This is a genomic window from Salinicola corii, from assembly GCF_008298015.1.
GTDB classification, from domain to species: domain Bacteria; phylum Pseudomonadota; class Gammaproteobacteria; order Pseudomonadales; family Halomonadaceae; genus Salinicola; species Salinicola corii.
The window spans coordinates 1-15044 of sequence record NZ_VTPX01000020.1 but is presented as its reverse complement, the minus strand read 5'-3'; the positions used below and the strand labels follow the sequence as shown (position 1 = coordinate 15044).

Genomic DNA, 15044 nt, shown 5'->3' with positions numbered 1-15044 from the left:
TACTCCCGTTGTCTGACGGTGTTCGCCACCAGACCCTCTATTGATGTGGAAGAGAATGCCGCTCAGTCGAAATCGGTATGAAATGCAATCTCCCGCCAGGCTTCCATGTCGGAGCGAAAGGCATCGAACTTGCGCTCGGCGATCCCGTAGGCGACCGGCCCCAGCGGTAGATGGAGTGGCGGATGCCTGGCATCGACGGCCTGCATGATCACCGCCGTGGCCTTCTCGGGGTCTCCAGCCTGCTTGCCATCATTGCTATCTCGATAGGCACGCCGCTGGCCCGCCGTCTCGGCATAGGCATCGATCTCCCTGGCAGCCATCGCGATGGATCGTCCCAGGAACTCGGTACGAAACGGACCAGGCTCCACGATGATTACTTGAATGCCTAACGGTCCGACTTCCTTGGCCAGCGCTTCCGAGAATCCCTCCACCGCGAATTTGGTAGCGCTGTAATAACCGGAACCCGCGCCACCAGAGAGTCCTGCGCCCGAAGACAAGTTGACGATGCGCGCCCCGGTTCTCCGACGCAGGACCGGCAGCGCCATTCGTGTCGTCTCGATCAAACCGAACACGTTCACCTCGAACATGGGGCGGTACTCTTCCGGCTCCGCCTCTTCGACCGCGCCGATGAAGCCATACCCCGCGTTGTTGACCAGTACATCGAGCCCGCCGAACTCACGCGCCGAAAGCGCAATGGCGGCCGCCACCGAACCCGGCTCGGTAACATCGAGCCGAACGGCCCGTACATGATCCGGGAAGCGATCGGCGAGATCGCGTAGCGTGTCCGGGTTGCGGGCGGTGGCGACCACGTTATCGCCTCGCGCGGCAGCGGCCTGGGCAATATGTCTCCCCAGACCGCTGGAGCAGCCGGTGATGAGCCAAGTCTTGTTCATGGCACTCTCCTCAGTGTCTTGTGCAGAATCTGTGAAGCCCGTTCATGGCGTCTGGCGTTACGGGCGCCGCCCACGCCACGAACATGGGACCGGAGTGATAGGTATTGCCGGCCAAGCTAATACGGTCGCCAGGCAGCCAGAAATGTCCGCGCCGGACAGTCCGCGCGGGGGTGGTTTCCCAAGGCGCATATGCCGATGTTGCTTCGGGCTTGCTCATGCACATTCCCTTCTTAAAGCGGGTAGCTGTCATGCAGACTCTCCTGGCCGATCGTGCACGGCTCAGGCGCCGAAGCCGCCATCGATCGTGTGCATCGCACCGGTGATACCGCTAGCGTGCGGCCCGGCCAGATAGGCAGTCAGATGGGCCACGTCCTGGGCGGTGCCGTGACGCTTGATCGCCATGACGCTGTGCATCTGCTCGGCAAGTTCGCCGTCGGCGGGATTCATGTCGGTATCCGTTGGCCCCGGTTGCACGATATTGATCGTGATGCCGCGCGGCCCAAAATCCCGGGCCAGCCCGCGGGCCATGCCCTGTAGCGCCGACTTGCTCAGCGCATAGGCGGCCAGTCCCGGAAACGGCATCCGGTCGCCGTTGACCGACCCGATCACGATGATGCGCCCGCCTTCCTTCATGGCCCGCGCTGCCTCCACTGATGCGTGGTACGGCGCGCGCACATTGACGTCGATCAGGTGATCGACCGCATCCGGATCCAGCGTCAGAGGGTCACCCGCTACCAGTACGCCGGCGTTGAATATCATGATGTCCAGAGGCCCCGCTTCACGCACGGTCGCCATCATCGCGTCGCGGTCGGCCGCATCGGTCTGGACTGCTGTCGCCCCGGTCTTCGCCGCCAGGTTTTGCGCCGCTTCGCGTGAACCCGAGTAGGTAAAACTCACCCGAGCCCCGCTATCGGCAAAGAGAGCAACGATGGCGGCGCCAATACCACGGCTTCCCCCAACGACCAGAACACGCTTGTCTACGAAATCCATGTGAAGCACCTCCGGTAGCAAATTGGATAGCAATCACTATAAAATTAGACAGAATGCATGCGCAAGGATTTTTATAGTGGACACTAAAGAAAATGCCGAATCAGCGCCCAGACCCCGGGGCCGTCCCCGTGGCTTCGACATGGAAACCGCACTGGACAAGGGCCAGCGCCTGTTCCACGCCAGCAGCTACGAAGCCGTGGGGTTGGCGGCACTGACCGATGCACTAGGTGTGAAACCGCCCAGTTTCTACAAGGCGTTTGGTAGCAAGTCCGAGTTTTTCGCACAGGTCATCGAGCGCTACGCGCAATCGGCCCTCGCGCTGGACAAGATCCTGCTGCCCGGCCGGGCACCGGCGGATGCACTGGCGGAATTGCTGGAGAGCGCCGCACGAACCTATGCGCGAGATCCGGAACAGCGGGGGTGTCTTGTACTCGAAGCCGCCCGAGGCAATGACGGAGATGAGAGCGTCATCCATGCACGCCGGGTGGCGAATCAGCGCCGTGATCGAATTCGCGAGTTCGTCGCCCGTACACATCCGGAGCACGCATCGGCGATTACCGACTTCATGGCCAGCACGATGTCCGGACTTTCAGCCAGTGCGCGGGAAGGCATGGACGAAACCCGGTTAGTCGATGTGGCACGCACCGCCGTTGCGGGACTGAAGGCGCAATTGAACTCGGAGCAGCGGATAATGGGAGGCAATGACCGTGCAAAGAGATGACCGTGCAGAGAGTTAGCGCAGCAGGAACGCTATGGGTATTCCTGCCTGGCAATTTCTACTGGAATTACGAGTAGCGCTTGTTGGCAATGCGATCCCACCCCCCGGCAATATTACCGGAGCCGGCTCCATTATCCCGCTTTTGCTGGATATAGTTGAATTTAATACGTCCGAAATTGAAGCGAACGGTTTCCAGAGGAAGGTCTCCAGCAGACGCACCATTTCCCGTCACGGACGAGATAATGACTTCTTCCAGCGTAATCTCGAGATATCGGAGTTGCTTGCCACCCGCACGATTGACATGGAACACTATCCTCTTGAAATGTTGCCCAGCACAGCAGCTTTCATAAAGTTCGGGGGCAGGTCAGAGGCTCGGTCAACGAACTTAGTAATCTGAAAATCGCTTAGCTTGGCGCGCCCAGACGCGGCGCCACCGGCAGAACTGGCGGTAGCTGAAGCCGACTGATAAGCATCGTAATTGTACTGCAGAACCTCGATCCAATTTTGATGTTCGTTGTCGAGGCTTTCACCCTGAATGCCCTCGATTTGAAGGTATGCATCAAAAGCCATTTCGATCTCCTGGAGTTGGGGAAGACGGTGTAGATTGTTATATTATATCAACAATTCGCATGCTATATGTTCGAATGGTGGGAAGACTTACCGTAACGATATCTCCCGTGCGAGAGTTATATGACACCCCCAGACCGTTTTGACTCTGCGTATATACACACCACTTTTCCAGCGTCAGATCGTACTTCATGAATATAAATGCTCTTGGAGATGATTCCGTTCCGTAGTCACTGAATTTCGACGAGTATGTCAAGCCCATTCCGTGATCACGCCCTTCATTATTATACTCTATATCCATGTAACTTATTGGTGCCTCCCCTCCATGACCGCCCTTGTGACCTCCTTGAACATGATAAACCCGATAGCTTTCTTGATTGAGTTTATCAATCATTAATGAACACCCCGTAAAGTCCGGTGTAAAGGCAAATTTCGGATCCCCAGGGCCTGGCGTGGCGGGCAATTCAGCACTTTCACCTTGCGGTATCCAATAGCCTTTTAACGGAAAAAGTGGCTGTTCACCCACGGGTTGAATAGAGTAATTATCTGGAGTAGTGGACCAGTTTTCTAGCGTCACGACATCGATAGAATTTTGATGAGCGTCCCGAGTGTGCCGTTTTAGCATGAAAAGATTGGGGCCTGCAGACAGCGTGGGAGAAATGCCCGCAGCAGTGAGGAAATGCTGAGCAATAAATATTTCGGTGCTGTGCTGTAGACTTGGTATTAATACATTTTTCATAGTATTGACTTATATGCTGCTATCATAAGACCTTAACATGTTGTTACTCCTCCTTGATCAACTAATGCGCTACCTTGAGTAGCTTTTTGTATTTTTTGCGTTTAGGTTGCGTGTACGGCCCCGTAGAGCAATGGTCTATCTTACGAGCCACTATCAGGGGATGATCCATGGCTCAGGTTCTTCATCAACGCGCCGCGACCGCGCTCGCTGTCCGATCTGAATTACAGCGATCGACGGAGGCGTTAGCGACGTTGAGGCATCGCTACAGTATCAATTCAATCCCTTACGGAAGAACGTATATTCCAGAGGGAAGGCCGCATGGGGAATGTCCAGCATCTGCTGCAGGTCGAAGTCGGCCAAGGCATCGCGCGATGCACGCGGGAGTCTAGGCGAAACTCTACAGCTAGCCACTTCATCATGAACGGGGGCGACCTGCTGACGTTGTAGAAGATCCTTGGACACCGGACGATCCAAATGACCATGCGCTATGCCCACCTCTCACCTGATCATCTCGCGGACAGCATCAAATACGGCCCGAAATTCGAGTGTGGTCAAAGTGTGGACACGGTACGGAAATGGAACCCTGAAACGGGCAGAAAAGTGACGTAAGCTATTGATTTAATGGTGGGCCCAGTAGGACTTGAACCTACGACCAAGGGATTATGAGTTCTCTACTAAATCAATAAGTTGCTGACAGCCAAGGAAAACTGACCGAAATCTGGAGAAAGGTACAGTTCTTTGGAATCAGTAGTTTAGCGAAATTTGAGGATAGCATAGAAAATTAATGTGTGTACCGTTACTGTACTCGTTGTGCAGGTTTGTAACCGGTCGCCTAGTCAGACCAGTAGCCAGTCTGCATAGGGCTGTTGGGCTCTACGAAAGCAGTATGAGCCATCATGCTCGCACCTCGACAGCTTTAGAACATTGCTAGTCGAAGGATAAAAAAATAGCAGGTGCTGACTCTAGTACGGGGAACGGTACCTTATTACAGCAGGAAGCAAGGCAGGGAATATGGAGCAATTTTTCGAGCATCCGATCCTTAACTCCCCCTATCAGTACCCCGGCCGCCACTGGGAGCTGGATGATCAGGGCCAGCCCACCCAGCAAATTATCGAGAAGCGTCGCAGAGCCGAGTTCATCACTCCCATCCCCAAGCCAAAGAAGCGCAAGGGTAGCGGCAAGCAGGCCGCACTGGCCTTCGACGAGGGTCTGGGGCTTTCCAGCGACGACCAACAGTACGATCACACGGCCGTCATCAACGCCGTGCGTGGGGAAGTAGACAAATGGCGCCGCCTACCCAACCCCAACGACTGGCGTGTGAGCCCAGAAACTGCCCGGTTGCTTCAGCACTGGCGACACCATGACTTCGCTGGCATCCGCCCATTCTTCTGCCAGGTCGAAGCAGTGGAGACCGCCATCTGGCTTACCGAGGTCGCCCCGCAGATCGGCAAGAACGGCGCTCGCTTCCTGGAACACCTAGCCAACGCCAACAACGAGGCCAATCCGGAATTGATGCGCTTGGCACTCAAGCTCGCCACCGGGGCCGGTAAAACCACAGTCATGGCCATGCTGATCGCCTGGCAGACCCTCAATGCCGTGCGTCACCCCAACAGCAAGCGTTTCACACGCGGTTTTCTACTCGTAGCCCCCGGCATCACCATCCGTGACCGCCTTCGCGTACTGATGCCCAATGATCCAGATAGCTACTACAAAAACCGCGAGCTGGTCCCCAGCGACATGATGGAGGATCTGGGCAAGGCCAAGATTGTCATCACCAACTATCACTCCTTCAAGCGTCGCGAACGTATGGAGCTCTCCAAAGGTGGACGCCTGCTGCTGCAAGGCCGAGGTGGCGATGAGCTCAACACGACCGAAACCGAAGGCCAGATGCTACAACGGGTCATGCCCGAGCTAATGGGCCTGAAAAACATCCTGGTCATCAACGACGAAGCCCATCATTGCTACCGCGAGAAGCCGGGGGATACTGACGAGGAGGCCCTCAAGGGCGACGAGAAGAAGGAAGCAGAGAAAAACAAAGAGGCCGCTCGCTTGTGGATCAGCGGCCTAGAGGCGGTCAATCGTAAGCTGGGCGTGGCGCGCGTGTATGATCTCTCCGCCACGCCCTTCTTTCTCAGCGGCTCCGGTTATGTGGAAGGTACCCTATTCCCCTGGACCATGAGCGATTTCTCGTTGATGGATGCCATTGAATGCGGCATCGTCAAGCTGCCTCGCGTCCCCGTTGCCGAGAACATCCCCGGCAATGAAATGCCGATGTTTCGCGAACTGTGGAAACACATTGGCAAGAAGATGCCCAAGAAGGGCCGTGGCCAGAGCAAAGCACTCGACCCCCTCAGTATTCCGGTGGAGCTGCAGACCGCACTGCAGGCTCTCTACGGCCACTACGAGAAGACCTGGCAACTTTGGCAGAAGGCGGGCATCAAGGTCCCTCCCTGCTTCATCGTGGTATGCAACAATACCGCCACCTCCAAACTGGTCTATGACTACATCTCCGGCTTTATCCGCGAGAACGAAGACGGCACAGAGAATGTCGAGAACGGACGCCTAGAGCTGTTTCGCAACTTCGATGAGCACGGCAATCCGCTCCCCCGCCCGAACACCCTGCTGATCGATAGCGAGCAGCTGGAATCCGGTGAGGCCCTAGACAAGAACTTCCGCACGCTGGCCGCCGACGAGATCGAGCGTTTCAAGCGTGAGGCATTAGAACGGGGTGGGGCCTTGGCCAACGACTTGCGCGCCGGCAAGGAGATAGATGATGCCACGCTGCTGCGAGAGGTCATGAACACTGTCGGTAAGGTAGGCCAGCTCGGCGAATCCATCCGCTGTGTGGTTTCCGTCTCCATGCTCACCGAAGGATGGGATGCCAATACCGTCACCCACGTGCTGGGCGTGCGAGCCTTCGGTACCCAGTTACTCTGCGAGCAGGTGATTGGCCGAGCCCTGCGCCGTCAGTCCTACGAGTTGAACGAGGAGGGGCGATTCAACGCCGAATACGCCGACGTACTCGGTATCCCCTTCGATTTCACGGCCAAACCGGTAATCGCTCCCCCCCAACCCCCGCGGGAAACCGTACAGGTCAAGGCCGTACTGCCAGAGCGAGAGGTTCTGGAGATCACCTTTCCCCGCGTGGCCGGCTACCGGGTTGAACTGCCGGAGGAGCGCCTGTTTGCGGACTTCAACGATGACTCAGTATTCGAGCTCACCCCGGCCATCGTCGGCCCTTCCATCACCAAGAACTCCGGCATCATTGGCGAGGCAGTGGACCTCAGCCTCGAGCACATCCGTGACATGCGCAGCTCCTCACTGCTATTCCATCTAACCCAACGCCTGCTTTACACCAAGTGGCGTGATCCCGGCGAGGAACCCAAGCTGCACCTGTTCGGCCAGCTCAAACGCATCACCCGGCAGTGGCTGGACACCTGTCTGGTCTGCAGGGGTGATACATACCCCGGCCTCCTGATGTATCAGGCCTTGGCCGATATCGCTTGTGACCGCATTACCGCGGCCATTACCCGCGCCGAGCAGGGCAAGCGCCCCATCAAGGCAGTACTCGACCCCTACAACCCCACCGGCTCCACGACACATGTCAACTTCACCACCTCCAAGACAGAGCGTTACGAGACCGACAGCCGCCGCTGCCAACTCAACTGGGTAGTACTCGACAGTGACTGGGAAGCTGAATTCTGCCGTGTTGCTGAGGCTCACCACCGGGTGCTGGCATACGTGAAGAATCATAACCTCGGGCTTGATGTGCCCTACCGCTACGCCTCGAAAACCCGCACTTACCGCCCGGACTTCATCGTCCAGATTGACGATGGCCACGGTAAGGATGACCCGCTTAACCTCATCGTCGAAATCAAGGGCTACCGTGGCGAGGATGCCAAGGAGAAGAAGGCCACCATGGACACTTACTGGGTGCCGGGGGTAAACCACTTGGGCATCTACGGTCGCTGGGCCTTCGCCGAATTCACCGATGTGTTCCAGATGCAGGACGACTTCGCCAAGCAAGTAGAAGCCGACTTCAACAAAATGATCAGCCGCGTAACCGGCAAGCCGTCAGCGTAAGGGTTTTAGCATGGCAAGAAAGGTACAACCCAACATCCCCAAGTCCGTCGAGTCTCTCATTCACGACGAGGCCAAGCGCCGCAATATCCCCACCGCCGAATATCAGTCGCTGATGCGTAAGGACGACCAAGCTCCGGCCAAGGTCAGTTATCCACGCGGTAGCGGCGAGCTGAACGAAGAGAAGGAGAGCCGCAACCGAGACCTAGACCCTCAGTTGGTTTGGCGTGGTAAGGACCAGCAGGACTGGTCCGATCTGGTGGTACACGCCCCGCCTCTCTACATCCAGGAGAAGGTGCACCCCAAGGTACTGATTGACGACCTGCGCCGGCGTAGCGAAGCCAATGAACAGGCCAGCGACGACCAACCCGATCTCTTCGCCGACTTCAACGGCCTTGATAACGACGCTGCTACCACCGAGTTTTACCAGCACGAAGCCCACTGGACCAACCGCATGATCCTCGGCGACTCGTTGCAGGTAATGGCTAGCCTCGCCGAGCGTGAAGGTCTTAGCAGCAAGGTGCAGTGCATCTATCTCGACCCACCCTATGGCATCAAATTCAACTCCAATTTTCAGTGGTCTACCACCAGCCGTGACGTCAAGGATGGAAACGCCGCCCACATCACCCGCGAGCCGGAGATGGTCAAGGCCTTCCGTGACACTTGGCGGGATGGTATTCACTCCTACCTCACCTATTTGCGTGATAGGTTGATCGTTGCGAGAGATCTATTAGCAGACTCTGGCTCTATCTTTGTGCAGATTGGCGATGAAAATGTACATAGAGTTAGAACGCTAATGGATGAGGTGTTTGGCGATGTAAATTACATCGCCCAAATTGCATACTCGACTACTACAGGGCGAGCCGATCAAAAAGTTAGCTCAGAGAATGATTACATCCTGTTCTATGCAAAAAACATAAATTCAATGAAGTTTCGCCCGATACTGACACCAAAAGATCCGGAAGAAATTAAAAGCTATAAATATGTTGTTGACAAATTAAGGTCATATGCTCGACCACTAGGTGGTGACAAAAAAATCGACATCATTCAATCCGAGGCACATCAGCTTGCGCAACTTAGCTTTGCCGTTTCACAAGATCCAGGAAAGCCTGAAGAGCGGATTTTTCGCTTTCAAGGGCGAGACTTCGATTGTGGTAAGGGCCGACATTGGAAAACTCGCAATCCCGAAGGCATGACCACCCTTGCGCATGCTGCTCGGCTTTTCCCTCTGGCCTCACAGCTAAATTACGTGCGCCTTTTTACTGATAACCCGTATAAGCCAATTAATAATACCTGGCTTGATACAGGAAGTGCAGGATACTCTAGTGCTGACCCTAAGCGTTACGTTGTCCAAACTGACAGCCTCGTGATACGTCGATGCCTGCTGATGGTAACTGACCCCGGCGACTTAGTCCTTGACCCAACCTGCGGTTCCGGCACTACTGCCACTGTTGCTGAACAGTGGGGGCGCCGCTGGATAACCATCGATACCTCTCGAGTAGCCCTAGCCCTGGCTCGCGCTCGCGTCATGGGAGCTCGTTACCCTTATTATTTGTTAGCCGACAGCCCCGACGGGCAATTGAAAGAGGCAGAAATCACCCGAACCGCACCTTCTAGCCAGCCCACTCGAGGCCATATCGGACACGGCTTCGTCTATCAGAGAGCACCACATATCACCCTCAAGGCCATCGCCAACAACACCGAGATCGATGTGATCTGGGAGCGTTTCCAGGAAATATTGGAACCGCTGCGCGGTCGACTCAACGACGCCGTGGCAGCCAATTGGGAAGAGTGGGAGATCCCTCGCCAAGCGGGTGAGGAGTGGCCAGAAGAGGCCAAGAAGCTTCACGCTAAGTGGTGGGATCAGCGCATCGCCCGCCAGCAGGAGATCGACGCCTCCATCACCGCCAAGGCCGACCAGGAATACCTCTACGACAAGCCCTACGAGGACAAAAAGAAGGTGCGCGTCGCCGGGCCCTTCACCGTGGAAAGCCTCTCTCCCCATCGAGTGCTGGGCGTGGACGAGAATGACGAGCTGAGCGACCCCGCGGTTGTTGAGAGCGATGGGGACTACGCGGAAGAGCGCGACTTCGTGCAGATCATGCTGGAGAACCTCAAGACCGCCGGCGTCCAGCAGGCCCATAGGGAAGACAAAATATCCTTCACGTCGCTCACCCCTTGGCCAGGCAGCTTGGTCTGCGCCGAAGGACGTTATATTGAAGGAAAAGAGCTCGAATGCAGCAGTGAAGAATCCGGCAGGGAGAAGCGTGCTGCTATTTTCATTGGTCCTGAATTCGGCACCGTCTCCCGACCAGATCTGGTGGCTGCAGCTCGCGAGGCCGGCGACGCCGACTTCGACGTACTGGTCGCCTGCGCCTTCAACTTCGATGCTCACTCCAGCGAGTTCGATAAGCTCGGTCGCATCCCTGTGCTTAAGGCGCGCATGAATGCCGACCTTCACATGGCCGACGACCTCAAGAATACGGGCAAAGGCAACCTCTTCGTCATCTTCGGCGAGCCGGATATCGATATCCTCAATGTCACTGGCCCGAATGGAAAAGGCGACGGGGAGCCCGACCAGATACAGGTCAAGGTCAACGGAGTCGACGTCTTCCACCCCAATACAGGTGAAGTCCGTTCCGATGGTGCCGAGGGCATCGCCTGCTGGTTCATAGACACCGACTACAACGAAGAAAGCTTTTTCGTTCGCCAAGCCTACTTCCTTGGTGCGAACGATCCCTATAAGTCGCTGAAGACCACCCTCAAGGCGGAGATCGACGAGGATGCCTGGGCGACTCTCCACAGTGATACCTCGCGCCCCTTCAATAGACCATCATCGGGACGTATCGCGGTTAAGGTGATCAATCATCTCGGAGATGAGGTGATGAAGGTGTTCAGGGTATGAACCTTAAACTTCATCCGTAGAAGTACTGCTGAAGGGTGGTGAAGGAAATTGTCAAATATCAATCTAAACCGGCACCCTCTCAGGCTTAATTCGAGCTATGAAGGAGGCTGCAGACATCTCCTCAGCAGCCACCATCAACAACAACGGCACCACGATAACAATGGTGAAAATTCCATGAACTTTCGCATCGCCGATACTTTTACTGCCAGCCTTTCCAAGCTCACCGGCGACGAGCAGAAGGCAGCCAAGACTACTGCCTTCGATCTACAGATGAATCCGGCCAGCCCTGGTATGAAGTTCCATAAGTTGGATCATGCTAAGGACAAGCATTTCTGGTCAGTTCGGGTAAGTAGTGACATACGCCTGATCGTACACCGCAGCAATGACAGCCTGCTGCTCTGTTATGTAGATCACCATGACAAAGCTTACCAATGGGCTGCAGGTCGAAAACTGGAGATTCATCCCAAGACAGGAGCAGCACAGCTGGTTCAGGTCAGGGAGACCGTGCGGGAAATCGTGGTATCGCGTTATGTCGAAACCGAACCGGCCAGGTCACGGTTGTTTGAGGGTGTAACCGAGGATGTTCTTCTAAGCTACGGAGTCCCCACCGATTGGCTCGACGAAGTGCTCCAAGCTAATGAGGACTCACTGCTTGAATTAGCCGAACATTTGCCTGCAGAAGCAGCCGAAGCCCTGCTAGAGTTAGCTACCGGTAATACTCCGAAGCCGGCCACTCCCTACACCGGTACCAGCCCCTTCGATCACCCGGATGCCCAGCGCCGCTTCCGGGTGATGACCGATATTGAAGAACTAGAGCGGGCTCTGGAGTATCCTTGGGAAAAATGGAGCATCTTTCTCCACCCAACACAGCGCCAGTGGGTCGAACGCGAATATAATGGGCCCGCACGGGTTTCCGGCTCTGCTGGTACTGGCAAGACAGTAGTCGCTCTGCACCGAGCCGTGCATCTCGCCAAAGCCAATCCGGACGCACGTATCCTGCTAGCAACCTTCTCCGACTCATTGGCCAATATGCTCAGGGACAAGCTGATCCTATTAATCGGCACACAACCACGGCTAGGTGAGCGACTTGATGTCTATTCGATGAATGCCCTAGGTCAGCGGCTGTATGAACTACAGTATGGCCCAGTAAAGCTAGCCAGCCGCGAAGTGATCAAGACCCTACTGAAAGAGGCTGCTCAAACAACGCAAGAGCATACCTTCTCAACAAGCTTCTTGCTTTCTGAGTGGGAAGATATAGTCGATGCTTGGCAGTTGGCGTCTTGGGAAGACTATCGCGATGTTCGACGCCTAGGCAGAAAAACCCGGCTCCCCGAGGCACAGCGTGCCACACTTTGGTCTATTTTCGAAAAGACTCGTCATGAGTTGAAACAACGCAGTCTAACAACTCATGCTGGCATGTTCAGCACCTTGACCTCTGTCATCCAGCAGCGCACCACCCCACTCTATGACTTCGCTATTATTGACGAGGCGCAGGATATCCGAGTACCTCAGCTACAGTTTGTAGCGTCATTAGGAGGTAACCGCCCAAATAGCTTGTTTTTTGCCGGTGATTTGGGACAGCGCATTTTTCAACAACCTTTCTCGTGGAAGGCTCTGGGGGTGAATATCCAAGGACGCTCGCGTACTCTTAATATCAATTACCGTACATCGCACCAAATCCGTCGTCAGGCCGACTTACTGCTGGACCCAGAGATCGCTGACGTAGACGGAAACACCGAGAAGCGCAGTGGCACCATCTCAGTATTCAATGGTCCTGTCCCTACCGTCCAATCATTTGATAACCAGAATGACGAAACCAGAGCAGTGGCTAGTTGGTTGCAGCAGTGCCAAGCTGAAGGCGTGAGTACCGGCGAAATGGCGGTATTCGTGCGCTCGCCAGCGGAGCTGGAACGCGCTCGCGATGCTGTAATACAGGCAGAACTCCCCTACCACACTCTGGATGAGCGCGTACTGGCATCAGAAGGCAAGGTTACTATCAGTACCATGCATCTCGCCAAGGGTCTCGAATTCCGCGCTGTCGCAGTGATGGCATGTGATGACGAGATACTTCCCTCACAGCAACGTATCGAGTCAGTTGCCGATGCCGCTGATCTGGAAGAGGTTTACAACACGGAACGGCACCTGCTTTATGTGGCATGCACACGGGCCCGAGACCACTTACTGGTCACCAGTGGTGATGTGCCGTCAGAGTTTTTAGATGACCTTTCCAACAGCTAAACTCTCTAAAGAAAATCAAACCTCATTGCGCTAGTCAGTAGAAGCGACTCATAAAAATTAGTTACATAAAAAATTTCAGCACTTTGTCACAGGGTAGAGTGGTCTGCGCCGTCACTCACCCTGGTTTGAAGCTGGCTGCGGTCCTGACGCGGCACTTACCATTCATCGAGCTTGAAACTCAACTGCGTACTATCCGACTCGCTTTCTGGACGACCTCCTGAATCCCCGCCATATGCCGCGATCATCTCTTCGACCCATAGCTCTCCGGCAAACTTGGCGTTCTCGTATTCGACCCTCTTCATCCATCCAACATCGTGAGGTGCAGAAAACACCTCGTATCCTGGAATCTCCCAATCATCCTCAAAGTACCTCAGGACTCAGCCATAGCCTTCCTCCGGAGGGCACGGATCGACCTTGAAGCTATATCTCGGCATTTCCATTCTCCTATGCTCACACCAGGTTCCAACGCTTTCGCCCACTGGAGACCAGTGCCATCACGCGCTCATTAACCTCCCGCACTCTGTCTTGTAGCTCCTTGATGCTGATTTCTCCCTGGCCCTGATCCTTAATCCGCATGCGAGGCAAACCCAGCTGGGTACCGCCAGCGTTTTCAATGACGTCGGTCAGTGCGAAAGATGCTTGGATCAAGGCCGAGCACTCTTCTTCGTTCATGACCGGCTGACGTAGCAGCGTCGCCCGAATCAGCGCCGAAGCCCAACGAGTGCGATTCGGAAAGCCCTCGTAAGTGGCCCGCTCAGTGATCAACTCCTGCTCCTGCCGAGTCAACCGAACCGATAACTTGCAGGACTTGGGGCCTCGCATCATATCTCGCCCCTCTTCGGCGATGCTTTCGCCACAAACGCGTTGAATCATCTCCCGCAGCACATCTGACTCCGAACGGCCAGATGCCTCACACAGACATTGCCAGGCTTCCTTCTCGGCTGATGTCAGCCTGGTTTTGACCACTGCTGCTTCTGTCATCTCGTCCTCTTTCATCATTTACTTCCCATCGAGTGTGGTACCAAATGCCAGCACGCTGCCGGCAACGGCTGACACTTCGCGAATCCTGCCCTAGCCCAAAACCAAGAAGAGTTTTTCGTACGCACGAAATTTCGCCAACCTGCCGCAATGACTGCTACTGACCACTCGTACGCTTTGCTAGCACTTCGCGAATCCTGCCCTAGCTCAAAACCTATCCACTCTTTTCTTACGTAAGAAACTTGGACTCCTGGAACACTCTTTCCTAACGAGATCAACTCAGGACGGCGGTACCATGTGCCGGCACTATGCGAATCCTGCCCTAGGGCAAAGTCATGTGGATGTTTCGTACGTACGAAATCTCGCCGACCTCCTACTATGGCTCCTACTGCCAGTGGTACGTTGTGGTACCACCCCGCGAATCCTGCCCTAGCCCTAAACCCATACTTTCTTTTCGTACGTAAGAAAAATGGTGGCTCCTCGGGCGAGGCTAGCAACCATAGGGATATGCGTTAGGCTTCGCCATTAGTAATACGCACGGACCCTTGAACACCCTGGAACATTCAGAAATTTCGTGCGCACGAAAATCTGCATGTGCTATTGGCTGCGTTGCCATCCTCAATCCCAAGGGCTTCGCCATTAGTAATACGCATGGACCTGTCTCAAACCTGCTCGTCGCCAGGGGCTAATCGGGAGGCTTCACCATTAGTAATAGGGGAGGCACTTGTCTCAACCGCTTCCGTCTCTCCATGCTCCTGGCGACGCTTGGCCAGCTCAGCTTTCATCCACTGCCCAGAGGCACGCATCTCTGTAGTGGTCAACTATTTCCGGACAGTATTTTAAGGTTTTCCTCGGCCACAACGGGGGACATGCTGTCATTGAAGGCATGAGGTCGCTGTCGGTTGTAGTACCCCATCAGATACTCACCAACGTCTT

Annotated in this window: 8 protein-coding genes and 1 pseudogene; 4 read left to right on the top strand and 5 right to left on the bottom strand. The window is 55.3% G+C overall.

The window, feature by feature from the left end; all coding sequences use genetic code 11:
* Positions 1-62: 62 nt before the first annotated feature.
* Positions 63-893 (bottom strand): oxidoreductase, encoded by an 831-nt coding sequence (locus F0A16_RS20280; RefSeq protein WP_149437675.1) that lies wholly within the window; start codon positions 891-893, stop codon positions 63-65.
* A gap of 279 nt (positions 894-1172) precedes the next feature.
* A complete protein-coding gene (bdcA, locus tag F0A16_RS20275; protein WP_149437672.1) occupies positions 1173-1883 on the bottom strand; it encodes an SDR family oxidoreductase in 711 nt (236 codons plus the stop codon).
* A 139-nt stretch (positions 1884-2022) separates the two neighbouring features.
* On the opposite strand from bdcA, the gene F0A16_RS20270 reads away from it, so the two are divergent.
* Entirely contained in the window at positions 2023-2604 is a 582-nt protein-coding gene (locus F0A16_RS20270; protein WP_223119843.1) for a TetR/AcrR family transcriptional regulator, read from the top strand.
* Positions 2605-2668: 64 nt separating this feature from the next.
* Here the strand turns inward: F0A16_RS20270 and F0A16_RS20265 are convergent.
* Both F0A16_RS20265 and F0A16_RS20260 read right to left on the bottom strand, forming a co-directional pair.
* Positions 2669-3171: pseudogene (locus tag F0A16_RS20265) on the bottom strand (Hcp family type VI secretion system effector).
* Between the two features lie 37 nt (positions 3172-3208).
* The gene (locus F0A16_RS20260; RefSeq protein WP_149437668.1) at positions 3209-3907 is read right to left on the bottom strand and encodes a hypothetical protein; all 699 of its coding nucleotides are present in this window, start codon (positions 3905-3907) and stop codon (positions 3209-3211) included.
* Positions 3908-4918: 1011 nt separating this feature from the next.
* Between F0A16_RS20260 and F0A16_RS20250 the strand changes: the two genes are divergently transcribed.
* The 3 genes from F0A16_RS20250 to F0A16_RS20240 all read left to right on the top strand — a co-directional run bounded on the left by F0A16_RS20250 (position 4919) and on the right by F0A16_RS20240 (position 13130).
* Entirely contained in the window at positions 4919-7990 is a 3072-nt protein-coding gene (locus F0A16_RS20250; RefSeq protein WP_149437667.1) for a BPTD_3080 family restriction endonuclease, read from the top strand.
* Positions 7991-8000: 10 nt separating this feature from the next.
* Positions 8001-10892, top strand: a complete 2892-nt coding sequence (locus tag F0A16_RS20245; protein WP_149437664.1) for a site-specific DNA-methyltransferase — start codon at positions 8001-8003, stop codon at positions 10890-10892.
* Between the two features lie 174 nt (positions 10893-11066).
* Positions 11067-13130, top strand: coding sequence for a 3'-5' exonuclease (locus tag F0A16_RS20240; protein WP_149437662.1), 2064 nt, complete (start codon positions 11067-11069; stop codon positions 13128-13130).
* A gap of 450 nt (positions 13131-13580) precedes the next feature.
* Here F0A16_RS20240 and F0A16_RS20235 read toward each other — a convergent pair whose 3' ends face one another.
* Positions 13581-14129 (bottom strand): hypothetical protein, encoded by a 549-nt coding sequence (locus F0A16_RS20235; protein ID WP_187776091.1) that lies wholly within the window; start codon positions 14127-14129, stop codon positions 13581-13583.
* Positions 14130-15044: the final 915 nt, after the last annotated feature.

Excerpts from the sequence above, each read along its gene's own strand:
- F0A16_RS20280 (WP_149437675.1), bottom strand. The coding sequence starts at position 893 with ATGAACAAGACTTGGCTCATCACCGGCTGCTCCAGCGGTCTGGGGAGA.
- bdcA (WP_149437672.1), bottom strand. The coding sequence starts at position 1,883 with ATGGATTTCGTAGACAAGCGTGTTCTGGTCGTTGGGGGAAGCCGTGGT.
- F0A16_RS20270 (WP_223119843.1), top strand. The coding sequence starts at position 2,023 with ATGGAAACCGCACTGGACAAGGGCCAGCGCCTGTTCCACGCCAGCAGC.
- F0A16_RS20260 (WP_149437668.1), bottom strand. The coding sequence starts at position 3,907 with ATGAAAAATGTATTAATACCAAGTCTACAGCACAGCACCGAAATATTT.
- F0A16_RS20250 (WP_149437667.1), top strand. The coding sequence starts at position 4,919 with ATGGAGCAATTTTTCGAGCATCCGATCCTTAACTCCCCCTATCAGTAC.
- F0A16_RS20245 (WP_149437664.1), top strand. The coding sequence starts at position 8,001 with ATGGCAAGAAAGGTACAACCCAACATCCCCAAGTCCGTCGAGTCTCTC.
- F0A16_RS20240 (WP_149437662.1), top strand. The coding sequence starts at position 11,067 with ATGAACTTTCGCATCGCCGATACTTTTACTGCCAGCCTTTCCAAGCTC.
- F0A16_RS20235 (WP_187776091.1), bottom strand. The coding sequence starts at position 14,129 with ATGATGAAAGAGGACGAGATGACAGAAGCAGCAGTGGTCAAAACCAGG.